This window comes from Kitasatospora griseola (assembly GCF_014648555.1).
In the GTDB taxonomy this organism is placed as follows: domain Bacteria; phylum Actinomycetota; class Actinomycetes; order Streptomycetales; family Streptomycetaceae; genus Kitasatospora; species Kitasatospora griseola.
Genome location: NZ_BMRI01000007.1, coordinates 146,616 through 169,063, shown reverse-complemented (window position 1 = coordinate 169,063; position 22,448 = coordinate 146,616). Strand labels below are relative to the sequence as shown.

The following is a 22,448-nucleotide window of genomic DNA, read 5'->3' as shown; positions in this document are numbered from 1 at the left end:
CCGCGACGATGGTCAGCGCGGCGGAGGTGATCGCGGTGCCGACCCGGCCCGAGACCTCGGCGGCGGCCTCCCGGGCGGGCTGGTCGGGCCGGGCCCGCAGCTGCTCGCGGAACCGGAACAGCAGGAACAGCAGGTAGTCGACGCCGATGCCGAGCAGCACCACCGAGATCAGGCTCTGGGTCGACGGGGCCAGCTTCAGCCCGGTCAGCGCCGCCATCCCGGCCACCGCCCCGCCGGCCGCGCCGCCGATGATCGCGACGGCGAGCAGCGGCAGCACCGCCGCCAGCACGCTGCGGAACACCAGCACGTTGAGCAGCACGATCAGGCCCATGAGCAGCGCACCGCCGACGGCCGCGGCCGTCCGGTTCGCGTCCGCGCTGTCACTGGCGTCGGCGAGGCCGCCGGTGAACCCGGTGCGCATCCCGGCCCCGGCGAACTCGGCGCGGGCGCTGTCCCGGAAGGCCTTGTAGACCTTCTGCACGCCCTGGTCGTTGGTGTCGCCGGTCATGGCGACGGCGAGCAGCTCGAAGCTGCGGTCGGGGGCGAGCATCGCCGGGGCGACCCGCGGGGTCTGCGAGTGGTCGGGCAGCAGGAAGGACGGCTCGTCGGGCAGCCTCGGCATGGCGACGCGCCGCTCGCCGAGCCGGGCCGCGCCGGCCTCGATCCGCTGCTGGTCGCCGTCGGTGAGCGCCCGGCCGTCGGTGCGGGCGACCAGCACGGTGACGACGGTGGCGTCCGGGTCGAGGCCGAAGTGGTCCTCGGCGATCCGCAGCGCGGCCGCCGAGTCGTAGCTGCGGGGCAGGAAGTCCCCGGTCTGCGACTGGACGACCCGGGAGAACAGCAGCGGACTGAGGAACGTCAGCCCGATCCCGACGACCGCCCACAGGGCGATGACCTTCCAGGCGTTCCTGGTGGCGAATCCGGTCAGTGCGCGGATCACGAAACCCTCCCGCTGATGGACGCGCACGTCCCCGGTGGACATGAACGTCGGTGCCGATGCCGGGACTTCCCGGCCTGTTCACAGCCCATCAGGCAGCAGGGGCCCGGGGCGTCGGGGCGGCGGACGATCCGCACCGGGGGCCCGGCTCCCGCCGCCCGCCCGGACCCAGGACCCTGCTCCCAGTGCCCGATGGCCCCGGGGGGCCACGACCGGCCCGTCGGCGCGGTGCGAGAATGGCCGCATCACTGCTGATCAGCGACCGGGGGCGACCCGGCGACGGGGAGACGGGACATGCGCGGGCACCGGGGAGACGGGGACACGGGCGGGCAGCCGCGCCGCCGGCCGGACGGCCTGCCGTGGAGCCGGAACGACGCCCTGGTGGCCGTCGGCGCCGGCCTGCTGGACCTGATCGGCTACCTGCTGTCCACGGCGGTCACCGGCGGCTCCAACGTGCCCGGCTTCCTGCTCGCCCTGCTCTCCGGGCTGCCGCTGCTGTTCCGGCGCACCCACCCGCTGCCGACGTACGCCGCCGTCCTGGTGCTCCAGGTGGGCGTCAACCTGGCCGGGCCGGTCGCCATCCACTTCGGCGCGGTCCTGATGGTGGCGCTGTTCAGCCTCGCCCGGCTGAGCCGGATCCGGGTGACCGCCGCGGCCGTCGCCGTCACCTCGGCGCTGACGGTGGTGACCCAGAGCCACTTCCGGGTCCCTGCCTGGGACGCCGTGGTCGCCGCGCCGGCCTCCGCGCTGCTGGTGGCGGGCGCGGCCCTGGTGGTCGCCCGCTGGCAGCGCGAGGTGGCCGCCAACCGCCGACTGCTGGCGGACCGCGCGGTCGCCGACGAACGGCGGCGCATCGCCCGGGAGTTGCACGACATCGTGGCCCACCACATCACCACCATGCAGCTGATGGCCGGCGGCGCCCGCGCCAACCTCGCCGACCCCGAGGTGGTCCGGGACGCCCTGGTCACCCTGGAGTCCTCCGGCCGGCTCGCGCTGCGCGAGATGCGCCAACTGCTGGACGTGCTGCGGGCCGGCGACGAACCGGACGCCGTCCCGCCGGCCCCGCAGCCCGGCGCCGACGACCTGGCCCGGCTGGTCGACGACTCCCGGCTGGCCGGCCTGCCCACCGAACTGGCCGTCCACGGCGCCCCGCGCCCGCTGCCGCCCACCCTCGGCCTGACGGTCTACCGGATCGTCCAGGAGGCGCTGACCAACGCCCGCAAGTACGCCGGCCCCGCCGCTCGCGCCACCGTCCGCCTGACGTACCGCCAGGACGCCGTCCTGGTGTCGGTCCGCGACGACGGCGCCGGCGGCGGTACGGGCGGCGGCAGCGCGGGGGAGAGCGGCGGCCACGGCCTGATCGGCATGCGCGAACGCGTCTCCCTGCACGGCGGCGCCCTGAGCTGCGGCCCGCACCCCGACGGCGGTTTCGCCGTGCTCGCCGAACTCCCCCTGACCGCCGACGAGACGGCCGAGGCCGAGCTCCAGCACACAGAGGTGCCCGCATGAACGCCGCCGCCCCCGCGATCCGCGTCCTGGTCGTCGACGACCAGCCCCTGGTCCGCCGCGGACTGACGCTGATCCTCGCCCCGAACCCGTCCTTCGAGGTGGTCGGCGAGGCCGAGAACGGCGAACAGGCCGTCGACCTCGCCCACCGCCTGCGCCCCGACGTGGTGGTGATGGACCTGCGGATGCCCGTCCTCGACGGCGTCGCCGCCACCGAACAACTCGCCCGCACCCTCCCCGACTGCCGGGTGCTCGCCCTCTCCACCTTCGACCTGGACGAGTACGTGGTCGCCGCGCTGCGGGCCGGCGCCCACGGCTTCCTGCCCAAGGACGTCTCCCCGGAGGAACTCGCCGCCGGCATCCGCACCGTGCACGCCGGCGACGCCGTGGTCGCGCCCCGCCTGCTCACCCGCCTGATCGCCACCCACGTCCGGGCCCCGCGCCCCGCCCCGACGACCGCCGACGTCCCCGCCGCCACCGACCTCACCCCGCGCGAACGCGAAGTCTGGCGGCTGATGGCCACCGGCCTCGACAACACCGCCATCGCCGACGCCATGCAGATCAGCCCGTCCACGGTGAAGAACCACATCACCGGCCTGTTCGCCAAGCTCGACGTCCGCGACCGCGCGCAGGCCGTCATCGCCGCCTACGAATCGGGCCTGATCACGCCCAGCCGGACCTGAGACCCGCGCGGGCGCGGCGTTCGAACGGTCAGGAATCGAGAAGCCCCCGGCGGGCCGCCGCGCCTACCGTCGAGGCATGGCAATCATCGACACCCTGACCCTCGACGTGGCCGACCCCGAGGCCGCCGCCCGCTTCTACGCCGACGCGTTCGACCTCGACGACACCCGGCTGCGGCTGCGCCCCGCGACGGAGCCGACCACCGGCTTCCGCGGCTTCACCCTCGCCCTCACCGTGCCCCGGCCCGCCGACGTCGACAGCTTCGTCGCCTCCGCCACGGCCGCCGGCGCGACCGTGCTCAAGCCCGCCGCCAAGTCGCTGTGGGGCTACGGCGGCGTCGTCCAGGCCCCCGACGGCGCGATCTGGAAGCTCGCCACCTCCGCCAAGAAGGACACCGGCCCCGCCACCCGCCGCATCGACGACTTCGTGCTGCTGCTCGGCGTCGCCGACTTCGCCGCCACCAAGCGCTTCTACGTCGAACACGGCCTCACCGTCGCCAAGAGCTTCGGCCGCACCTACGCCGAGTTCGACGCCGGGGACGGCCCCGTCAAGCTCGCCCTCTACCGCCGCCGCGCCCTCGCCAAGGACCTCGGCGTCGCCCCCGACGGCAGCGGCTCGCACCGGCTCACCGTGAACGCCGTCGGCACGGCGGCGTTCACCGACCTCGACGGCTTCGAATGGGCCGCAGCGGCCTGACGCGCCGTCAGCCCCTGCCGAACGGTGCGTTCGGGCCGAAGGCGAGCCGGGCGAAGTGCTCGCCGATCCGGCGGTGGGCGGCCGCGTCCGGGTGGAGCCCGTCCGGCAGCGGGAGTTCGGCGTACTCGCGCTCGCCGTACAGCTCGCGGCCGTCCAGGTAGTGCAGGTACGGGTCGGCCATGGCCCGCAGCCCGACGATCCGGGCCAGCTCGTCCCGGATCACGGTCAGCGTCAGTCGGCCGGCGGCGCGCTCGGCCGGGTCGCCGGTGGCCCTGAACCGCAGCGAGCCGCCGGTGAAGTCCGGCATCAGCGGGCCCGGAGTGTCCTCGTGCAGCGGGCACAGGACGGGGGAGACCACCAGCAGCGGCGTGTGCGGATGGCCCTCGCGCACGGTGTCCAGGAAACCGTGCACCGCCGGCCCGAACGCGCGCAGCCGCATCGCGTCGCTGTTCACCAGGTTGATGCCGATCTTCACACTGATCAGGTCCGCCCGGGCGTCACGGATCGTGCGGGCGGTGAACGGGTCGAGCAGCGCGCCGCCGCCGAAACCCAGATTGACCAGCTCCGCGCCGCCGCGCGCCGCCGCGACGGCCGGCCAAGTCCCGGTCGGGTGGGCGGCGTTGGAGCCGTGGCTGATCGAACTGCCGTGATGCAGCCAGACCGGGCGCCCGCGCTCCGGCAGCGGCTCCACCGGTGCGTCGGTGCGCAGCGCGACCAACTCGGTCACCTCGGTGTGCGGCAGCCAGATCTCCACGTCCTTGGCCCGGCCCGGCAGCCCGTCGAACCGGGCGGTGCCGACCGGCCCCTCGGTCAACTCGGCCTCCTGCGTCACCAGATCCGTCACGGTCCGCAGGTTGCCGCCCGCCACCGTCGCCTGCGCCGTCAACCGACCGTCCACCAGCAGGTCGTACACCCCGTCGGCAGGCTGCGGAAACCCCCGGTAGGCCCGCCTGGTCGGCAACGCGTCCAACTCGATCCGGGTCGCCGCCGTCCGGAACACCACCCGCACCCCCGACGGCTGCGCCTCCGCGACGGCCAACTGCCGATCCGGCACCTGCCGCCGAGCCGCGGCCGGCAGCCGGTGCGGCAACAGCCCGTGCGCCGTCGCCTCCAGATCGAGGTGACCGCGCAGCAGCTGTGCGGTGACGGGGGTGGTGATCAAGTCCTGCGTGTCCTGCGCGGAGCTCGTCGGTTCAGTTTCGGCTGCCATGGCCTCTCCTCGTTCGCCTATGCTCATCATGCAGTTTCCTAAGCACCTTAGGCAAGCTTGCGTGTGGTGATGGATATTGGCTTGATGGCGGTAGCGGATCGGAGTGGGCTGGCAGTCCGCCGGCCGTGTCGGCGGTCAGGTGCCAAAGCCTGCGGTGCCGCGGGGTGGGCAGTCGCGGTCGCCGGTGTGTCCGGTGGGGCCGGTTGGCTGACCCGGCGTCATCTCGCGTTCGGAGCCTCGGGATACTGCCCGGATGACAGACGATCTGACGGTCCGACCAGCTGCTCCTGGGGTGGAGGACCCGTCGCGCCGGAGGCTGTGGCGGGATGTGTCCGGGCCCGCGCTGCTGGCCGGGCTGGTGTGTGTTGCGGTGTCGTTCTCCGGGCCGCTGGTGGTGGTGCTCGCGGCGGCCGCTGCCGGGCGGTTGGATGCCGGGCACACCGCGTCCTGGATCTGGGCGGTGGCGATCGGCAGCGGGGTGACCGGGTTCGGGTTGAGTTGGTGGACCCGTACGCCCGTGGTCACCGCCTGGTCCACGCCCGGTGCGGCGCTGCTGGTCACCAGCCTCGGCCACTACCCGTACCGGGAGGCCGTCGGGGCGTACCTGGTCAGCGCCGTCGCCGTCACGCTGTTCGGTGTCACCGGGTGGTTCGGCCGGCTGATCGCCGCCGTCCCCGAGGGCATCGTCCATGCCATGCTGGCCGGCATCCTGTTCTCGTTCGGCACCGGCATCTTCGGCGCCGTGCACGGCGCACCCGTGCTGGTGGTCGGGAGCTTCGCGGCGTTCCTGCTCGCCAAGCGCCTCGCGCCGCGCTACGCCGTGGTGATCGCCCTGGTCGTGGGCGGGGTGCTCGCCGCGACGACGGTCGGGTTGCGGCTGCACCCCGGCGTCGGCGGTCCGACCGTGCCGGTGCTGACCGTTCCCGCGTTCTCCTGGTCGGCGATGGTCGGTCTGGCGCTGCCGCTCACCATCGTCACTCTCGCCTCGCAGAACGCGCCGGGGCTCGGCGTGATGCGGGCGTTCGGCTATCGGCCCGACGACCGGCTGCTGATCGGCGCCACCGGCGCGGCCTCCGTCCTGCTCGCCCCGTTCGGCTCGCCCGGCGTCAACCTGGCCGCCATCACCGCCGCGATCTGCTCCGGCCCGGAGGCCCATCCCGATCCGCGCCGCCGCTACATCGCGGGCATGTCCTCGGGCGCGCTGTACGTCCTCGTCGGCAGCTTCGGCGGCGTGCTGGTCGGCCTGTTCACCGGCCTGCCCAAGGAGTTGGTCGCGGTGATCGCCGGCGTCGCCCTGCTCGCCTCCCTGCAGAACAGTCTCGCCGCCGCCCTCGCCCCCGAACCCGGCCGCGACGCCGCCGTGGTGACCCTGCTCGCCGCCGCCTCCGGCACCACCCTGTTCGGCATCGGCTCCGCCTTCTGGGGCCTGCTGTTCGGCCTCGCCACCCATGCGATCCTCACCGCCCGCCGGACCCCGACGGAGCCGGGCCCGCACCGCACGGCCGGGCCGTGATCGACCAGGCGGTCGCCGACACCGGTTCGGCAGAGAACGCGGAAGGGGCCGTGGGAACAGGGCTGGAACTGCACTCGGGGCGGCCCCGGCGGAGGAAGGGCGCCCAGGACACGGTGCTGCGTTCGTCGTACGAGTACGGCGAAGGGCCGGCGTTGGCGTTGGGCGGGCTCGACCCGCACCGCTCGGGGGTGCTCGGGCGGGTGGACCCGTACCGGGACACGGTGATCAACGAGCAGGAGGCCGAACTGGCCGGCCGGCAGATCGTGGCGCTGATCGAGCGCTGCCCCACCGAGTACCGGAGGTCGGCGCTGCTCGACCTCGCCGCGATGCTCGAAGCGTGCGCGACGACGCCGGGCAGCTACCTGCGGTTCATCGGGGACTGACCGCGAAGTGCGGCGGCGTCAGCCGGACTTGGCGACCTTGAGGACCTTGCCGGTGGCGCCGGTGCTGAGGTAGCCGCCGCCACCGTAGTCGTCGGAGAGGTAGTAGCGCAGGGTGATCTCGTCGGCGAACCAGCCGTAGTCCACGATCAGGTAGGGGGACTTGGGGGCGGAGACCCCCAGCTCGGTCCGGGCCTTGGCCAGGCCGGCCGGGATCAGGGTCCAGTCGACCCGGCCGAGGTCCACCGGCTTCTCCTTGGCGGCGAGGGTGCCGCCGGGCTTGCTGGTGATCCTGCCGGAGCGGTAGGTGAGGTCGTCGTAGTGCTTGGGGTTGTCCTTGGTCACGACTCGGGCGGTGGCGAACTCGGAGCGGATCACCAGTTGGGTGACGGTCGCGCCGCCGGTGGCCGAGCCGATCGCCTCGACCAGGCCGCGGGCCCCGTCGGGGGTGAGCAGATCGGTGGCGGTGACGCCGTCGGCACCGGCCCCGGAACCGGCTCCGGAACCGGCTCCGGCGTCGGGGAGGGTCTGCGGGGCGGAGTCGGCGGCGCGGTTGCGGCCGGGAAGGTGCAGCCCGCCGCCGTTGAGCGACCAGCCGAGCAGGCCGACCGCCGCGACGACGGCCACCGCCGAGGCCAGCAGCGGGCCCCGGCGTCGCCGACGGGCGGTCAACTGCGCGGTGGTGGCGTTCAGTTCGGTGGCGGTCCAGGGCGCGGGGGAGTTCAGCTGGGTCGGCGCGAACGTCCCGCCGTCGAGGGTGCCGTCGACGTTCTGCTCGGCGGCCGCGAACAGGCGGTCCAACTGGTCGGGGCCGGGGCGGTCGGCCGGGTCGCGGGAGAGCAGCGCGACCAGGGTGGCGCCGAGCGGGCCGGAGTGCCGCGGCGGCGGGAGCGGCTCGTCCAGGACGGCGGCCAGGGTGGCGATGCTGGTGGCGCGGCGCAGCGGGTGGTGGCCTTCGACGGCGACGTACAGCGTCATGCCGAGCGACCACAGGTCGGAGGACGGGTCGCCCTCGTGGCCGCGGATCCGCTCGGGGGCGATGAACTCGGGCGAGCCGATCAGCGCGCCGGTCGCCGTCAGGCTGGTGGACTCGCTGAGCGCGGCGATGCCGAAGTCGGTGAGCACCGGAGTGCCGTCGGCACGCAGCAGGACGTTGGCGGGCTTGACGTCCCGGTGCTGGATGCCGGCGGCGTGCGCGGCCCGCAGGGCGGAGAGGACGCCGCGGCCGATCCGGGCCGCCTCCTGCGGGGAGAGCGGCCCGCGGGCCAGCCGGTCCTGCAGCGACCCGCCGGCCACCAGTTCCATCACCAGCCAAGGGTGCGGGAGTTCGGGCGTGTCGACGATGTGGTGGATGGTCACCACGTGCGGATGCTGGAGCCGGGCCAGCGCCCGGGCCTCGCGCAGCACCCGCTCGCGCAGCTCGAACGCCGCCGCCGGGTCGGCGGCGAGCATCGCCGGGTCCGGCGGCCGGACCTCCTTCAGCGCGACCTCGCGCTCCAGCACGGTGTCCCGGGCCCGCCACACCAGGCCCATGCCGCCGCCGCCCAACCGCCCCAGCAACTCGAAACGGCCGTCCACGAGTTGGGCACCCGGGCCCCCTGTCATCATGGCGGTCATCGTAGGGGCAGGCGCGGACAGCCCCCGCACCGGACCTGCTACTTCCGCCGCCGGCGGTGCGCGGGCGCCTCCTCCTCGTCCGACCAGTCGTGCGTCACGGTCGGCGGACGGCCCTCCGCGCGATGGGCCTCGCGGGGCTCCCTGCGCAGCGTGTCGATGGGCACGGCCCCACCGGCGTGCGTCACGGTCGGCGGCCGCCCGTCGACGCGGTACTCCTCACGCTGCTCCACCCGCTCCTCGCCACCACCCGCCGCGCGCTGCTCCCCCCGGTCCCGCTCCGGCACAGGCACGCCGCCCGCACCGCCCTGCGGTGTCTCGTCCATGGCCCCGACTCCCTTCCCGCCGTCGGACCGATCCACCTCCACGCCTGCCCGACCGGGCGGCGCCCAATCATCGCGACGCCCAGCACCTCGTCCACGTCGTGCACGAGGCCCACGGCTGTCGCGGCTACAGCCCGTAGCGGCGGCCGGATTCCTCGGCCTGGGCGAGGCGGCGGAGGTTGAGGAGGACGGGTTCGAAGAGGACGGCGCCGGCTACGGCGTATTCGGCCTGTTCGCGGGGGGTGGGGAGGACTTCCATCCGGTCGAGGTCGTAGGCGGCGGCCTGTTCCATGGTGCGGGCGTAGGGGAGCAGGTCGTCGGTGTCCAGGGGGTAGCCGAGGCGGTCGAGGGTGGCGAGGGCGGCCACCAGGGCGCGGTGGGCGGGGTTGAGGTCGCCGACCTCGCAGGTGGTGCGCCAGCCGAGGCGGGCGAGGAGGTCGGCGACGAGGGTGTGGGCGGCGGTGGTCGACGGGTCGTCCTCGGGGTCGGAGGACGGCTCGGTGGGGTGGGGCAGGGCCCAGAGGGCCGCGCCCAGGCGGAAGGTGAGGCCGAGGGAATCGTCGTCGACGTGGGCGAGCACCTCCCGGACGGTGGCCACCGGGATCCGGCCGACCTGGATCATCGCCCGCACCAGCCGCAGCCGGCGCAGGTGCGACTCGTCGTACTCGGCCTGGGTGGCGTTGATCCGACGGCCCGGCGGGAGCAGTCCCTCGCGCAGGTAGTACTTGATGGTGGCGAGGGAGACGCCGCTGTGTTCGCTGAGATCCGCCAGGCGCATCCCCTTGTGCCCTCCATCGGTGAGTGTCACTATCCAAGCCATTGATGAGTGGGGCTATCCAATCATGGACGGCCCGACGAAAGGGGGTCGTCGTGTTCGCCAAGCCGATACCGGGCCGCACCACCGCAGCCGCCGAAGGGAAGGTCGTCCTCTTCCTGATCGGCATGCGGATCAACCACTTCTGGGCGCCGCACCACTGGTTCCCGGTCTTCCTCGGGATGCCGCGGATGCTGCGCGAACTCTCCCGCGACCCGGAGAGCGGCCTGCTCGGCTACCAGCTGCTCAGCGGCTCGCCGCGCACCTACTACGTGGTCCAGTACTGGGAGTCGGAGGAGAAGCTGCTCGCCTACGCCTCCGCACCGCAGAAGCTGCACCGCAAGGCCTGGGCGATGATCAACCGATTCGAGCGCAAGTCCCGTCAGCACGTGGGCATTTGGCACGAGACGTACATCGTCCCGCCCGGCTCGTACGAGTCGATCTACGGCGACATGCCCCCGTACGGCCTCGGCGCCGCCACCGGCACCCTGCCGATCGAGCGCCGCGGCGCGACCGCCCGGCAGCGTCTCGCGCACGGGGTCGAGGAGCCGACCGACGGTTGAGGCCCGGTCGGCGGACGCTGTTGCTCAATTCGGGGCAAGGGGCCCGCTCGGCCTGCTTGGCGTGGAGAACAACGTGCTGACCGGGTGGGGCAATCATGCGAAGGTCCGGGCCCTGCCCGGCCGACGACGTCCTCAGATGCCCTGAGTATCTACACAGCGGCGAGGACCGTCAGCCCGCGGGCCTGAACCTCCTGACCGAGTTCGGCCGCCCGCTCGCGGCTCTGGCATCGAACCTTGTGGACGAGAGTCCTGCGATCGGAGGCGAACACCAGCACGCTCCAGCCGCCGCGAAAGACGCCCCGGTGACCGATCATGCTGATCATCCAGCGCGCGGCCATGGTCCCGGCGATGAAGTTCTTCACTGGCCGGTTGATTCGGCCGGACTTCACGACATCCACGAAGAACCGGTCACCGTTGGAATCGGTGACGGCGAACGCGGCCCCGGTCGGTTGGCGCATGCCCATGACGGTCCCCTGGCCTCAACACTGATCGAAAGTCGGAGCAAGATACCAAGCCTCGACCTCGTTGAAGAGACCAGGACGAGAAACAGCACCGTTGCCGCGCGGAGACCAACTCCCACCCGCTCGCCGGTTGACTGCGGCATGCTCGCTCGGGATGCCTCAGGTGTTCGCGGCTTGCCTGCGGATGCGGATGCTGATGCTGGGGAGGGCGCTTCGGAGACTCCTTGTTCGCTGTGGTCAGCCGCCGGTGAGGCCGTGGCGGTCGAGGCCGCGGTAGACGTGAGCTTCGAGGCACTGCGGCGCGTCCAGGCTGACGGCCTCGCCCCGGTAGAGGGCGATGAGTGAGTTGCTGCCCCGCCACCAGGAGTCGGTCAGGCCCTGCACTTCGGGCACCGGTACGTAGCCCTTGAGGTCCACGGAGTCGACGGCCTCACCGGTGATCCGGGTTACGGTCCTGGCCCAGCGGCGCGCGTGGGCGGCCAGTGCCAGCGACTCCACCCAGCCTTCGGTGCTGGCGTGCAGCGGCGTCCAGCGGAAGCCGTCGATGCCGAACTCGCCGCCGGGGCCGAGCAGGAATCCGTAGGCCGTGGAGCAGCGGGAGTCTCCGGCCGGGATCCACCAGCCCTCGGTGGCCGAGCCCTCCGGAACGTCCGCGCCCAGGACGCGGGGCCCGCTCTCGTAGAACGGCGCTGGCGGCAGCGCCAGACCGCCCCATCGCGCCTCGTAGGCCACCGCGCGATCGATCTCCGCAGCCGGGACGCCGTGCTCGGTCCAGGCACCGCGATACCGCTCGAGGTCCCGCCGAAAAACCCGGACGCCCTCCGTCTCGACGAACCTCCGGGCTCTCGGGGTCAGACCGGTCGGTGCGACCGGGACGGGCGATGCGGAAGTGGCTGCCATCATGGCGCCGGACTCTACTGACCTGGCCGCAGATGCCGGTACTGGTTTCGGGGCCCGGGCCATGGCCGGCACCGGGGACGACTGGTCGATCAGAACGAGTTTGGTTCTGGGGCTCGGCAGTTGGGGGATTGGGGCGGCAGGGTGCTGCTCGTGTTGGATGATCTTGTGCCTGATGACTTGCGGGAGCGGGTGGCGCCGCTGCTGCCACCGCACCCGCCGCGCCGTCGCCGCTACCCCGGGCGGTTGCCGGCGGATGACCGTGCCGCGTTTCGCGGCATCGTGTACGTGCTGTGCAAGGGTGTGAGCCGGCGGGACGTGCCCGCGGAGCGGACTGGGTGCAGCGGTGTGACGGCCTGGCGGCAGTTGCGGGACTGGACCGAGGCCGGCTTGTGGCCTCGTCTGCACGAGGTTCTTCTGGCGGAGCTGCGGATGGCGGGCCTGCTGGAGCTGGACGACGCGGCGATCGACGGCTCGCACGTCTTCGCCGACCGCGGATACGACTACGACAAGTACCGCCGCATCCTGCGGCGGCGCGGCATCACTCCACGGATCGCCCGACGCGGCGTCGCCCACGGCTCCGGGCTCGGGAAGACCCGGTGGGTGGTCGAGCGGACCTTCGCCTGGCTGCACCAGTTCAAGCGCCTGCGGATCCGCTACGAGATACGCGCCGACCTCCACGAGAGCCTTCTCCAACTCGCTTGCAGCATCATCTGCCTGCGACGGCTCCGAACCTCATTCTGAAACGATCAGTTGGGACCAGCCTCCAGCACGCCTACTCCGCCGCTGCGATCAACATCATCCGGCTCGACGCTCACTGGGCCGAAGACCTCCGACGTTCCCGGACCGGCCGACTCACCCGACTCGCCCACCAACTCGTGGCCTGATCAACGAGCCCGAATAGGGCAACAGAGTCTCGGCGGGTCGCAAAGTTTACCGACTCGTGTCCATGACAACATGTCGGAAGTGTGGACCACGAACGGTTGCTTCCGTAGGTTCGGTGCCTCCCGGTGGCCGGGCGATCGCCGAACTCCCTTCGGAGTTCGGTGAGTTGCCGCTGCCACGCCGAGCGCCGAGAAGCGGAGGAACCATGCGTGCCACCCGTAGGAACCTGAGGATGCTGGCGGGCGTCCCGCTCGCCGCGGCCGCCCTGCTCGTGCTGAGCGCCGGCTCCGCCAGTGCCGCGATACCGATCAACCAGCCGATGACCGGCATGGCCACCTACTTCAACGACACCGGCTACGGCGCCTGCGGCACCCAGATCAACGCCGGCACCCAGCTGCTGGTGGCCGTCCCCGCCAGTTGGTGGACCACCGCCAACCCGAACAACGACCCGCTCTGCAAGGGCATTTCGGTGAAGGTGACCTACAAGGGCAAGACCCTCACCCTGCCGGTCAAGGACCAGTGCCCGTCCTGCGCCTCCACCCACCTCGACCTCAGCCAGCCCGCCTTCGCCCAGTTCGCCCCGCTCAGCCAGGGCGTCATCAACGGCATCAGCTGGCAGTTCGTGAAGACCGCGCTCAGCGGGCAGACTGTCGCCCTGAGCGCCCCGGTCACCGGCTCCGTCGGCGGCGCGGCCACCCCGCTGGACGCCCCGCTCACCGGCTTCTAGGCCGACCGTCCGGTGCCCGCACGGCAGTGTGCGGGCACCGGACGGCACGGTGTGACGAGCCGTCAGCGGCGCCTGCGCTCGCCGACCGCCAGGGCGAGGACCGCCAGCACGATCACCACGGCCAGCACCAGGCTCACCGGGCCGGTGCCCAGATCCAGTCCGCCGCGCTCCCGGCTCACCCCGGCCCAGTCGGCGAAGCACGCGCCGAGCGGCCGGGTCAGCACGTACGCCCACCAGAACGCCAGGACCGACGGCAGCCGCAGCAGTCGGTGGCCGAGCGCGGGGACCGCGATCAGCGCGGCGAACAGCAGACCGGACGGCAGGTAGCCCCAGCCGAGGGTGGCCGCCGTCAGGTCGCCGACGGCCGTGCCCAGGGCGAACGTCGCCAGCACCGCCGCCCAGTAGAAGACCTCCCGCCGCCCGCCGCGCACCGACTCCACCGCGAGCGTCCCCTCGGTGCGACGCCAGAGCCGGAACACCGCGGCCAGCGCCACCGTGAACGCCCCGGCCGAGACCGCGTACGGGACGCCCAGCGCCACGTGCGCCACATCGGCGGCCATGGTGCCGAACACGCTGACCATCACCACCGCCGCCCAGTACACGGCCGGCCGGTAGCGGCCCGCCCGCGCCTGCGCGAACAGCGCCGCGGTGAGCAGCACCGTCGCGCCCGCCACCGCCGGGATCGGCCCGAGCGTGCGCGCCAGGTAGTCGGAGGTGGTCTCGCCCATCCCGGTGGTCAGCACCTTCACCACCCAGAAACCGGCCGTCACCTGCGGCACCTTGCTCCACGGCGGCGCGGAGCGAAGCCCGCCCGGCGCGTCGGTCCCGGTCATCGTCGTCGTGGCGCCCACAGCGGCGGCACTCCTCTCCGTGGCGCGGCAGGGCCGCGCGCGGTCGTGTCGGCGGCCGGGCCGGTCCGCAGCACGGCCCCGGCAGCACGGCCGCTCAGCAGCATGGCCGGGCCGAGCTGAAGGGAAGCTGAAGACCTGAAGACGCGTACCGGTGGTGGAGGACGAACAGCGGCTCGCCCGGGCGGTCGAACTCGGCCTGGAGGCCGAGGGGTTCGACGTCGACGTCGTCCACGGCGGCCTGACCGGCCTGGCCCGGGCGACCGGGCACTGCTACGACGTGAGCATCCTCGACATCATGCTGCCCGGCCCCAACGGCTACCGGGTCTGCTCGCGACTGCGGGCCGCCGGCAGCGACGCCGGGATCCTGGTGCTCACCGCCAAGGACGGCGAGTGGGATGCGGCCGGCCTCGGCCTGGCGATCGCCCGCGACATCGCCACCCTGCACGGCGGCACCCTGCGCATCGAGGCCGCCGGCGCCGGCGCCACCTTCCGCACCCGACTGCCCGGCACCGCCCCGTCGCCGGGCGGCCGCTGACGCAACACGCCCGTACCGGCTGTCGTCGGGCGAGGGGGTCCGGTTCCCGGCCGGGTGGTGTGACGCTCGTCATGTTCGCGGGGGTGGGGGAGGCCGGCGTTCGGCGGGTGTGAGGGGTGCGACGATGGGCCTGTCATGGACGCAGGGCGAGTGGTACGGGCAGGTCGGGCCGCGGTGTTCGCGGTCGGCTGCGTGCTGCTCGCCGCCGTGGCGCACGTGCTGATGTCCGGTCGGCCGGTGGCCGCTCCGGTGTTGGCCGCCGCGCTCGGCGGTACGGCCGTGCTCGGATGGCTGACGGCGCGCCGGGAACGCGGCCCGCTGCTGGTCACCGCGCTGACCGTCGGCGTCCAGGCCGCCCTGCACACCCTGTTCTCGCTCGGCCGGGCCGTGCCGGAAGCCGCCGCGCCCGTCCCCGACGGCCTCGCCGCCCGCTGGGCGCACCTGCTGCTGTGCAACGCCGGGCCGCTGACCGACGAACAGGCCGCCCGACTGGTCGAGGCCGCCGGCCTCGACCCCGGGGCGATCCCCGGCGGCGGAGCGGCCGCCGCGCTCGCCGACCCGGCCGCGATGCCCGGCATGGCGCACCACGCCATGGCGATGGGCGCCGGGCAGCACAACGGTGTCGGCATGCTCGCTGCCCACCTGCTGGCCGCGCTGCTGCTCGGCCTCTGGCTGGCGGCCGGCGAACGCGCCGTCCACGGGCTGGCCCGGACCGTCGCGGCCCGCCTGTTCGCCCCCGTCCTGCTGCTGCTCGGCATCGTCCGGCCCGTCCGCCCGCCGCTGCGACGGCGCCGGCCCCGCGCCGAGGCCCGCCGGCCCCGGTCGCGGCTGCTCGTCCACTCGCTCGCCACTCGAGGACCGCCGGCGGTGGCCGCCGTCGCCTGACGGCCCCGTCACACCCGGGGAACCGCCCCGCCCACCGTCACCACCGCACGCCCGCCGGGCGGACGGTGCCCGTCGGCGTGCGCCCCCGGCCGGCCTCGCGGCCCGCCCCGGCCGCATCCGTCTTCCGAGCAAGGACACCCGGAGATGACTCCCGCCCTGACCGCGTCACGTTCCGTCACCGGACGGACACGTGCCGACGACCCCACCGTCACCGCCTGGGCACTGGCCGCCCGCGGCGGCGACCCGGCCGCCGTGGAACGGTTCGTCCGCGCCACCCGCCCCGACGTCCGACGCTTCGTCACCCACCTCAGCGGCGAACCCCAGGCCGCCGACGACCTCACCCAGGACACCTACCTGCGGGCGCTGCGCAGCCTGCCCCGCTTCGAGGGCCGCTCCTCGGCCCGCACCTGGCTGCTGTCCATCGCCCGCCGGACCGTCGTCGACCGCTACCGCTTCGCGGCCCGCCGACCCCGACTCTTCGACACCGACGACTGGCAGAGCGCCGCCGAACAGGTCCAGCCCCACCACCTGCCCGGCTTCGACGAGGGCATCGCCCTCGGCGAACTCCTCGACGCCCTGCCCGCCGAACGCCGCGACGCCTTCGTCCTGACCGCCCTGCTCGGCCTCCCCTACGAGGAGGTCGCCGAACTCACCGGCTGCCCGATCGGCACCGTCCGCTCCCGGGTCAACCGCGCCCGCGCCGTCCTCATCCGCAAACTCGCCGACGCCGAACACGCCGACCGCCCACCGGTCGGCTGCGCGGCCTGACCGGAGACCTGGAACGGGGGCGCCGGACCGATCCGCCCGGTGCCCCCGACGTCCTGCTGAAACCGTGACGCACGGGCCGCGTCGCGTCGGGATACTGGGCCGGTGAGTGACGCGGTGGGCGAGTACGGGGCGGATGTCGAGCAGTTGAAGCGAGAGGTCCACCTCGGCCTGCGCGCGGACGACCTCGACCCGCGGCAGGTCGTCGCGCTCGCCTGCGCGCTGCTGGACTGGTTTCCGCGTGCCGATGCCGTTCTGGAGGTCGTCGAGCGGAATCCGGCCGAGGTGTCGCCGCCGGAGATGGCGGCGCTGGCGCGGCGCATGCTGGACGAGGTGGGGTTCGAGCCCGGGTTCGACCTGGTGCCCGAGCGGCTGGAGACGTTGCGGGCCGCGCTGCGGATCGTGGCCCGCGACCTGCCCACGCGGGGGATCGAGGGCGAACCGGAGATCGAGCTTCTGGAGATCGGCTTCCCGGCGGGGGCCGGTGTCCGTCTCGCCGACGGCGAGCGGCTCGACCGGGGCGGCCGCATCCTGCCGAGCGGGTGCGAAGACCCGGTCACGGCGCTGACCGGCCTGGCGATCCTGATCCAGGAGAGCCTGCTCGAACGGACCTGGCAGGTCTGGCCGGTGTGCCCCCGACACGACCTCGGCGTCCACGGCTCGCAGCGGGACGGCGCGGCCGTGTGGTGGTGCGCCGGCGGCGGCGGACACGTGCTGGCACCGGTCGGCGAGTTGTCGCGCGTGCTCCGATCCTGATCGGCGATCGGACGGACACCTTCGATCAACTGCCCGGCCCGTCGACGGGCCAGTCCCTAAGGTGTGGTCGTGCCTGCTTGCGGTGTCGACAACGAGGAGCCCAGGGATGGCAGTTGAGCGGATCTGGCTGGACGTTCCGTTCGCCGAGAAGGACGCGGCCAAGGCCGCCGGAGCGCGATGGGACCAGGCGGCCCGCCGGTGGTACTCGCCGCGGCCCGGCATCGCGGGTCTGGAACGCTGGGCCGCCCGGGCGGACGTCCCCCGGCTGCTCCCGGGCGAGGACCGCTCCCTGGGCAGCGGCCTGTTCGTGGACCTGGTGCCCAGCAGCTGCTGGTTCACCAACGTCCGCTCGTGCGTCGCCCAGCAGGACTGGGACCGGCTCCGCCGGATGATCTACGCCCGGGCCCAGAACCGCTGCGAGGCCTGCGGGGCCGGCCAGGACCGCGAAGCGCAACGCCGGCTGGAGGCCCACGAGCGGTGGACGTACGACCGGGCGCGCCAGGTCCAGACCCTCAAGCGACTGATCTGCCTGTGCACCGACTGCCACACCGTGACGCACTTCGGCCTCGCACAGGTCCGGGGCCTCGCACCGCAGGCCCGGGCCCACCTGATCAAGGTCACCGGCCTGACGCCCGATCAGGCCGACCGGCACATCGCCGAGGCGTTCGAACTCTGGCAGGCTCGTTCGCGCACCACCTGGACACTCGACCTGAGCATCCTCATCGACGCCGGGATCACCCTCGCCCCGCCGCCGGACGCCGCCACCCGCGCCGACCTCGCCCGGGACGTCCTGCGGGCGGAGGCCGGCGGAGTACCCCGCCAGTTCGAATGCGAAGGCCGAACCGGGGCGCGTCACAGCCGGTAGCCGGTTCCGCTCCGATCGCCTGATCGTCGGACGATACTGTCCGGACCGAGGGAACGACCGAGCGAACGACCAAGGGAACGACCGGGGGAGTCACCGTGAAGCCGCTGCTGCCGCTGCTGTACCTGGACGTCGACGGCCCGCTGAACCCGTACGCCGCTCCGCTGTTCGACCAGCCGCTGGACGGGTTCACGGTGATCGAGGTGCCGCACGAGCCGGAGCCGTGGCGGGTCTGGCTCGACCCGCGGCACGGCACGGGGCTGTCGGCGCTGGACTACGAACTCTGGTGGGCCACCACGTGGATGGCCGGCGCCAACGAGTGGATCGCACCGGTGGTGGGCCTGCCGGAGCTGCCGTACGTCGACTTCTCGGAGGTGCTCTTCCAGGAGCGGCCGGACGGCGTGCACTGGAAGACGCAGACCTTGATCGACCACGCCGCCGGGCGCCCGTTCGCCTGGGTGGACGACGAGTTGGGCCCCGAGGACGAGGCGTTCGTGGCCGCGCACCACCCGGGGCCGGCGCTGCTGCACTACGTGAGCCCGCTCAAGGGGCTGCGCGAGGAGGACTTCGCTGCGCTGACCGCCTTCGCCGAGTCCCTGACGGGCCCCGCGACTCCGCTGCCGCAGGGGCCGGGCGGACACTGAGAGCCCGCGGACGGAGCGCCGGGACCCGGTGTGCGAACGGGCGGGGTGGACGGCTGTCCGCCCCGCCCGTTCCGTGCGCGGTGGTCCGGTCAGCCGAGGGGGAGTTCGAGGACGGCTTCTTCCTTGGCCAGGGAGGTGACGGTGATGCGGTCGGTGCCGTTCTCCTCGTTGGCGAAGGAGTAGAGGGGGTCGCGGCTGTTGACGACCAGGGCGAGGCGGTGGCGGTCGGCGAGGTCGTAGGCGGTGGGCTGGAGCGTCCACTGGACGGTCCGATCAGTGCCGGGGGTCAGGCCGGTGGCGGTGAAGGGCTCGTGGGTGATGATCCGGGCGCTGCCGTCCGGGGCCACGTCGAAGAGGTACGCGACCAGGGTCGCGGCGTCGCCCTCCTCGACGCGAAGGCCCAGGCGGACGGTGGCGGCGCCGCGGATACGGCGGCCGTCGGCCAGTTCATCGGTGGACCACACCAGGAGCCGGTTGCGGTCGAAGCCGGCCGGGTCGTAGGGCTTCGGGCTGCCGGACCACTCCTTCTGGCCGGTGCCCATGATCTCGTCCATGGCGATGGCGGTGGTGAGGTGACCGGCGGTGAAAGCCCTGGTCCAGTCGGCGGAGGGCTTGTCGGACAGGGCGCCGTCGCCGTTGCCGTTGGTGCCGCTCAGGTACCAGGCCTCGGTGCTGGTGGTGGCCTCGGACCAGGAGCGGAGCGGTTCGCGGCGCGCCGGCTTGGTGATCTTCCGGCCGCCGCCGATGGTCCCCTTGGTCTCGTAGGTGAACATGACCTGGCTGTTGACCACCGGCCAGGTCGGCACCTCGGTGGGCTTGCCGAGCAGGTGGTGGTCCAGCCAGGCGTAGGCCTCGGCCATCGGGCGCAGCTGTTCGTCGAGGGGCATGCCGATGCTCGGCAAGCCGGTGATGCCGAAGCCCTCCGGGGCGCCGTGATCGCCGATCCACAGGTTCAGGTGCTTGGGGACGGTGAGCTGCTCGAAGGTGGCGATCGCCTCGGCGGCGGGGAACAGGCTCTCGTGCCAGGTGTTGGAGTAGAACGTCGGGACGTTCCGGGCGTTGGTGAGGTGGACGTAGGTCTCGGGGGAGCGCCGGGTGCCCCAGTCGACCACCTCCTCCATCTCCCGCCCGTTCAGGAAGTTCTGGAGGATGCGCCAGGTGTCCTCGGTGAACTTCGCCTTCTGCGCCTCCTCGTCCTTCCCGGCCCCGGTGAAGCCGATCAGCAGCTTGACGGCCTCCAGGTGCCGAGTGCCGTTGTCGTAGAGGCTGGTGGCGAGGTTGCCCCAGGTGCTGAGGGCGGCCACGGCGGCGACCCGTTCGTCGTGGGCGGCGACCAGCTGGCTGATCCCGGAGCCGTAGGACAATCCCATGAGGCCGACCTTGTTCGGCGCGAACAGCCCCTCCGCGTGGTCGATCATCTTCGACCCGTCCAACCGGTCGTCCGGGCCCGCGACCTCGATGAACCCGTCGGAGGAGTAGTAGATCCCCGGCTGGCCCATGCCCCGCGGCGTGTACGCCAGCACGTGGTAGCCGCGCGCCGCCAGCGAGAGGTACCCGACCATGAAGGGCAGCCAGCCGAAGGGGTTCCAGCCGGCCGGGACGATCACCACCGGGCGCGGTTCCGCGGTGTTCTGCTTGATCGTGAACACGGAGAGGCTGACGTCGTCGGCCACGGGGACGCGTTGGATCGCGGCCGCGGCCTGCCGGCGGACGGCGACCACCGTCTCGCGCAGTTCCTCGGGGAGTTCCGCGGTGGGCGCGGTGCCTTGGAGAGCAGCGAGGAGGGCCTGGGCGACGGCGAGCACCGCCGGATTGATGTCGAGACTGGCACCGCGCCAGATGCCGTTCTCGGCGATGTCGGCGAGGGTCGCCCCGGTGACCGCCGGAATCGGGTCTCCATTTTCGATAGTCATACGAACTGCCCTTTCCTGAAAGGCTGATGTGCCCGAGCGGGCACCGTGCAGGCGGATCATGGACCAGGGCAAACGCGTCGAAACGGAACCGAGGCCAGTCGTACCCGATCGAGTGGGGTGATCGCTCTCCGCGACGACCGCCTCGCTCGGCGGTGAAGTCGGCGGGCGTTCGAGGCAGACCTCGACTGCGTGCTTCTCGTCCTCGGGCGGCAGTTGTTCGGCACGTGGCGGAAGTCGAGAGGATGCCGGGATGGAATTCGACGGCCCTGTCGACAGGTACCGAGCCTGCAGCGAACGGCGCGGCGAGCGATCCGGCCCGCAGTTCGCGGCGATGGCTCGCCGCGGCTTCCGGCTGGAGTCCTCGACGGGCACCGTCCCGGCCGGTGCCGGCTCGGCGGTCCCGCCCTGGATGTCGAGTTCGACCCGACCGCGCACTGGGGCGCGGCGTCGTTCATCCTCACGGAGTTGGGCGACTTCGACGGGAACACCGCCGGGCGCCACTGTGCCTCGGCTGGCCGGACACGTCGTACGCATCCCCGGTGACCCCTCGCGACGCCGATGGGCCCGGTCCATCTGCTCCAGCTCGCCGAGGACGTCGAGCTCGGATGGGGCTGGGGCGACGCAGGGACGGTGTACTTCACGATCCCGGCGAAGGCAGTCGCGGCGGGGGACTTCAGCAAGGCCGAGGCGAGCATGCGTTGCTGTTGAGCCGGAACTGGACCGGCTCCGTCACGGGTCGGGTGGACTGAGACAGGACGCCTGCGTTCGAGCTCGACCAGGTCACGGCCGTGGCCACCCTGAACGGGGTTGGCGCACCTACCGCGACTCCGTCGGCTTGATGCGCCAGGTCGCTTCCAACGGCAGCACATGGCCGGTCATCGACTGAACATCACCATCGAGGGCGGCGCGGGAGCGCAGGGCCGGCAGATGCCGGCTTGTGTAGCGCTGGTGGGCGGCAGCGCCGGACCACAGGGTCGTGACCAGGTAGCGGTGCGCTTCGAGCTGGACGACGACCCCGGCCAGCATGCCCCCGCCGCTGCCATGCCCGGCGCCCACACCTCGCGCTGGACTTCGAGGAAGTGCTCCTCGCGGCCGGGCAGCGTACGGCAGTCGGCGACCCGCAGGAGTGCGGCGTGTTCGAGCGCGTGCGGCAGGTCGGCGACGTCCCCCGCCATGGCGAGGACGGTCCCACCGGTGGCGATGTCGATCGCGGTGCAGCCGGCGCGCTGCTGGTTGCCGACGGTCACGGTGTCGTGCCGCTCGCGCATGAAGCGACGGTAGGCGGCTTCGTCGGTCCACAACCCGAGCAGCTGTGCACGGCCGGTGGCCGGATCCCAGCCGCCCAACTGTCCGACCAGGCCCAGCTGGTCACTGATCGTCGACCAGTCCTCCTGAGCTGCGGAGAACCGCCCCCGCGCGGCCACCGGAACCTCGCAGCCAATCCACTTGCCCCACATGTGCAGCCTGCCTTCCAGCCGTCACGCGCCCGACGAACCGACGCAACACATGATCGATCGCAGACCCGGACCGACGTCAATCGGCCTACGGACACCGCCAATTGGGACCATCGACGTACGGCCCGAGGCGGAGCCGCGCCCGCCCGGCCGTAGCCGATCGAGCTTGGTGGTCCGCGGGTGGAAGCTTCTGGCGTGGTTGCGCGATCATCGGTGAAAGGGGTGGCTGACGGGAGTGGGCGTGGGCATCGAGGAGTTGCTGGACCGGCTCGGCACGGTGATCGGGCCGCCGCCTGCGGGCGGAGTGGTCCCCGTCCCGTGGGAGCTCGGGCCCGAGGTGCTCGGTTTTCAACTTCCTGCGGACTACCGGGCGTTCATCGACCGGTACGGGATGGTCAGCATCAGAGGCGAGCTGCACATCTACGCACCATCGACAGCGCCCACTCCCAAGATCGGGCAGCCGCTCGGCTTCGAGGGGTTCCTCTACTACACGACGGACCCCTACGGGTACTGTGCCTCCCTGGCCCAGGCCTATCTGGACGGGGACTGCGACGAGTGCCCGTATCCGATGTTCCC

The 22,448-nt window shown here is 72.8% G+C and carries 26 protein-coding genes; 16 read left to right on the top strand and 10 right to left on the bottom strand.

Going from position 1 to position 22,448, the window contains the following annotated elements; genetic code table 11:
- A partial coding sequence (locus IEZ12_RS38225) for an MMPL family transporter (RefSeq protein ID WP_229847448.1) occupies nt 1-940 on the bottom strand: 940 nt, incomplete at its 3' end.
- 291 nt (nt 941-1,231) lie between these two features.
- Here IEZ12_RS38225 and IEZ12_RS11735 point away from each other — a divergent pair.
- The 3 genes from IEZ12_RS11735 (at nt 1,232) to IEZ12_RS11725 (ending at nt 3,820) form a co-directional block, all read left to right on the top strand.
- On the top strand, nt 1,232-2,446 hold the full coding sequence (locus IEZ12_RS11735) for a sensor histidine kinase (RefSeq protein ID WP_189271982.1): 1,215 nt from the start codon (nt 1,232-1,234) through the stop codon (nt 2,444-2,446).
- A complete protein-coding gene (locus IEZ12_RS11730) occupies nt 2,443-3,126 on the top strand; it encodes a response regulator (protein ID WP_189271981.1) in 684 nt (227 codons plus the stop codon). Before IEZ12_RS11735 ends, IEZ12_RS11730 begins: the two co-directional genes overlap by 4 nt.
- A 76-nt stretch (nt 3,127-3,202) precedes the next feature.
- Entirely contained in the window at nt 3,203-3,820 is a 618-nt protein-coding gene (locus tag IEZ12_RS11725) for a VOC family protein (protein ID WP_189271980.1), read from the top strand.
- Between the two features lie 7 nt (nt 3,821-3,827).
- On the opposite strand, the gene IEZ12_RS11720 is transcribed toward IEZ12_RS11725, so the two are convergent.
- Nucleotides 3,828-5,030, bottom strand: coding sequence for a GDSL-type esterase/lipase family protein (locus IEZ12_RS11720; protein ID WP_189271979.1), 1,203 nt, complete (start codon nt 5,028-5,030; stop codon nt 3,828-3,830).
- A gap of 253 nt (nt 5,031-5,283) precedes the next feature.
- Here IEZ12_RS11720 and IEZ12_RS11715 point away from each other — a divergent pair, with 253 nt between their 5' ends.
- The gene (locus tag IEZ12_RS11715; RefSeq protein WP_189271978.1) at nt 5,284-6,543 is read left to right on the top strand and encodes a benzoate/H(+) symporter BenE family transporter; all 1,260 of its coding nucleotides are present in this window, start codon (nt 5,284-5,286) and stop codon (nt 6,541-6,543) included.
- Complete coding sequence (locus IEZ12_RS11710; protein ID WP_229847447.1) at nt 6,540-6,926, top strand: hypothetical protein; 387 nt, start codon at nt 6,540-6,542, stop codon at nt 6,924-6,926. The genes IEZ12_RS11715 and IEZ12_RS11710 overlap by 4 nt, the downstream gene beginning before the upstream one ends.
- 18 nt (nt 6,927-6,944) lie before the next feature.
- On the opposite strand, the gene IEZ12_RS11705 is transcribed toward IEZ12_RS11710, so the two are convergent.
- The 3 genes from IEZ12_RS11705 to IEZ12_RS11695 form a co-directional block, all read right to left on the bottom strand.
- Nucleotides 6,945-8,531 carry a serine/threonine-protein kinase gene (locus IEZ12_RS11705; RefSeq protein ID WP_189271977.1) on the bottom strand — a complete coding sequence of 529 codons (1,587 nt, stop codon included), beginning with the start codon at nt 8,529-8,531 and terminating at the stop codon, nt 6,945-6,947.
- A gap of 47 nt (nt 8,532-8,578) precedes the next feature.
- Nucleotides 8,579-8,863, bottom strand: coding sequence for a hypothetical protein (locus IEZ12_RS11700; protein WP_189271976.1), 285 nt, complete (start codon nt 8,861-8,863; stop codon nt 8,579-8,581).
- 124 nt (nt 8,864-8,987) lie between these two features.
- The gene (locus IEZ12_RS11695) at nt 8,988-9,638 is read right to left on the bottom strand and encodes a MerR family transcriptional regulator (RefSeq protein ID WP_189271975.1); all 651 of its coding nucleotides are present in this window, start codon (nt 9,636-9,638) and stop codon (nt 8,988-8,990) included.
- A 92-nt stretch (nt 9,639-9,730) separates the two neighbouring features.
- Here IEZ12_RS11695 and IEZ12_RS11690 point away from each other — a divergent pair, with 92 nt between their 5' ends.
- Nucleotides 9,731-10,237, top strand: a complete 507-nt coding sequence (locus IEZ12_RS11690) for a DUF4188 domain-containing protein (protein WP_189271974.1) — start codon at nt 9,731-9,733, stop codon at nt 10,235-10,237.
- Between the two features lie 149 nt (nt 10,238-10,386).
- Here IEZ12_RS11690 and IEZ12_RS11685 read toward each other — a convergent pair whose 3' ends face one another.
- Both IEZ12_RS11685 and IEZ12_RS11680 read right to left on the bottom strand, forming a co-directional pair.
- Nucleotides 10,387-10,695: a hypothetical protein gene (locus tag IEZ12_RS11685; RefSeq protein ID WP_189271973.1), complete on the bottom strand. Its 309-nt coding sequence runs from the start codon at nt 10,693-10,695 to the stop codon at nt 10,387-10,389.
- 240 nt (nt 10,696-10,935) lie between these two features.
- The gene (locus IEZ12_RS11680) at nt 10,936-11,598 is read right to left on the bottom strand and encodes a hypothetical protein (protein ID WP_373295467.1); all 663 of its coding nucleotides are present in this window, start codon (nt 11,596-11,598) and stop codon (nt 10,936-10,938) included.
- A gap of 150 nt (nt 11,599-11,748) precedes the next feature.
- Between IEZ12_RS11680 and IEZ12_RS11675 the strand changes: the two genes are divergently transcribed.
- Both IEZ12_RS11675 and IEZ12_RS11670 read left to right on the top strand, forming a co-directional pair.
- Complete coding sequence (locus tag IEZ12_RS11675; protein WP_189272096.1) at nt 11,749-12,339, top strand: transposase; 591 nt, start codon at nt 11,749-11,751, stop codon at nt 12,337-12,339.
- Nucleotides 12,340-12,685: 346 nt separating this feature from the next.
- Nucleotides 12,686-13,207, top strand: a complete 522-nt coding sequence (locus IEZ12_RS11670; protein WP_189271971.1) for a cysteine/serine endopeptidase inhibitor — start codon at nt 12,686-12,688, stop codon at nt 13,205-13,207.
- A 62-nt stretch (nt 13,208-13,269) separates the two neighbouring features.
- Here IEZ12_RS11670 and IEZ12_RS11665 read toward each other — a convergent pair whose 3' ends face one another.
- On the bottom strand, nt 13,270-14,040 hold the full coding sequence (locus IEZ12_RS11665) for a COG4705 family protein (protein WP_189272095.1): 771 nt from the start codon (nt 14,038-14,040) through the stop codon (nt 13,270-13,272).
- A gap of 169 nt (nt 14,041-14,209) precedes the next feature.
- Between IEZ12_RS11665 and IEZ12_RS11660 the strand changes: the two genes are divergently transcribed.
- The 6 genes from IEZ12_RS11660 to IEZ12_RS11635 all read left to right on the top strand — a co-directional run bounded on the left by IEZ12_RS11660 (nt 14,210) and on the right by IEZ12_RS11635 (nt 18,505).
- Nucleotides 14,210-14,593 carry a response regulator gene (locus IEZ12_RS11660; RefSeq protein WP_373295464.1) on the top strand — a complete coding sequence of 128 codons (384 nt, stop codon included), beginning with the start codon at nt 14,210-14,212 and terminating at the stop codon, nt 14,591-14,593.
- Nucleotides 14,594-14,728: 135 nt separating this feature from the next.
- Nucleotides 14,729-15,478 carry a PE-PGRS family protein gene (locus IEZ12_RS11655; RefSeq protein WP_229847446.1) on the top strand — a complete coding sequence of 250 codons (750 nt, stop codon included), beginning with the start codon at nt 14,729-14,731 and terminating at the stop codon, nt 15,476-15,478.
- A 144-nt stretch (nt 15,479-15,622) separates the two neighbouring features.
- Nucleotides 15,623-16,246, top strand: a complete 624-nt coding sequence (locus IEZ12_RS11650; protein ID WP_189271970.1) for a sigma-70 family RNA polymerase sigma factor — start codon at nt 15,623-15,625, stop codon at nt 16,244-16,246.
- Between the two features lie 102 nt (nt 16,247-16,348).
- Nucleotides 16,349-16,999, top strand: a complete 651-nt coding sequence (locus IEZ12_RS11645) for a hypothetical protein (protein WP_189271969.1) — start codon at nt 16,349-16,351, stop codon at nt 16,997-16,999.
- Between the two features lie 106 nt (nt 17,000-17,105).
- Complete coding sequence (locus IEZ12_RS11640; protein ID WP_189271968.1) at nt 17,106-17,864, top strand: DUF5710 domain-containing protein; 759 nt, start codon at nt 17,106-17,108, stop codon at nt 17,862-17,864.
- Nucleotides 17,865-17,959: 95 nt separating this feature from the next.
- On the top strand, nt 17,960-18,505 hold the full coding sequence (locus IEZ12_RS11635; RefSeq protein WP_229847445.1) for a hypothetical protein: 546 nt from the start codon (nt 17,960-17,962) through the stop codon (nt 18,503-18,505).
- Nucleotides 18,506-18,594: 89 nt separating this feature from the next.
- Here IEZ12_RS11635 and IEZ12_RS11630 read toward each other — a convergent pair whose 3' ends face one another.
- On the bottom strand, nt 18,595-20,418 hold the full coding sequence (locus tag IEZ12_RS11630) for a CocE/NonD family hydrolase (protein WP_189271967.1): 1,824 nt from the start codon (nt 20,416-20,418) through the stop codon (nt 18,595-18,597).
- Between the two features lie 558 nt (nt 20,419-20,976).
- Here IEZ12_RS11630 and IEZ12_RS38220 point away from each other — a divergent pair.
- Nucleotides 20,977-21,126, top strand: coding sequence for a DUF1963 domain-containing protein (locus IEZ12_RS38220; RefSeq protein WP_229847444.1), 150 nt, complete (start codon nt 20,977-20,979; stop codon nt 21,124-21,126).
- A 167-nt stretch (nt 21,127-21,293) separates the two neighbouring features.
- Here the strand turns inward: IEZ12_RS38220 and IEZ12_RS11620 are convergent, their stop codons facing one another.
- Nucleotides 21,294-21,875, bottom strand: a complete 582-nt coding sequence (locus tag IEZ12_RS11620) for a DUF4937 domain-containing protein (RefSeq protein WP_268250246.1) — start codon at nt 21,873-21,875, stop codon at nt 21,294-21,296.
- Between the two features lie 238 nt (nt 21,876-22,113).
- Between IEZ12_RS11620 and IEZ12_RS11615 the strand changes: the two genes are divergently transcribed.
- On the top strand, nt 22,114-22,448 hold a 335-nt coding region (locus IEZ12_RS11615; RefSeq protein WP_229847443.1), incomplete at its 3' end, for an SMI1/KNR4 family protein.